The sequence below is a fragment of the Vibrio harveyi NBRC 15634 = ATCC 14126 = KCTC 12724 genome, assembly GCF_001591145.1.
In the GTDB taxonomy this organism is placed as follows: Bacteria; Pseudomonadota; Gammaproteobacteria; order Enterobacterales; family Vibrionaceae; genus Vibrio; species Vibrio harveyi.
In genome coordinates this window covers 1-513 of record NZ_BCUF01000187.1, presented here as the reverse complement: position 1 = coordinate 513, position 513 = coordinate 1, and the positions used below count along the sequence as shown (strand labels likewise).

1 protein-coding gene is annotated in these 513 nt (G+C 41.1%); it reads right to left on the bottom strand.

Annotated features, from left to right (window positions below):
* Positions 1–44 precede the first annotated feature (44 nt).
* On the bottom strand, positions 45–443 hold the full coding sequence (locus VHA02S_RS25125; RefSeq protein WP_038899755.1) for a hypothetical protein: 399 nt from the start codon (positions 441–443) through the stop codon (positions 45–47).
* Between the last annotated feature and the right edge of the window lie 70 nt (positions 444–513).

Sequence of the window (513 nt, the reverse complement as noted above, 5' to 3'; positions counted from 1 at the left end):
CGAATCCCTCTTGAGCAGTTTGTTAGGCATCTTGTCACCACAAACTACTTACCCGTTTTGCACCTAATTAACTTCCAAAATGAAAGCATGAAAATAGCCAACGAGAAAACAATATGAAGCGTTGGTATGCTTCTAGACCAGACATCAGACTCTGCCAAATGAGAATCAAACTCTTTGCCACACAAATGATGACCTTCAATGGTTGTTTCAATTACAAAAGGTGCCCAGAAATAAGTTACCGACATAGCAACTAAGGGCGTAATCCATATAAATTGTAAACCTCTATTTTCACGAAGAAGCCTGACCATGATGAGAATGAACAGCACTGAGCCATACATTATCGAAGCATAAAAACGTCCATCATCTCCCTGTGTGCAAGTACCCGAAACTGCACCAAGTGAAACCCAAAAACCATACAATAGTATCAATATCGAGCTGTACATTTGTAACCTTTGATGCCTAACGCCCTGTTAAGGTGTGAGCAACGCAATACCGATGTATCCGCATACCACC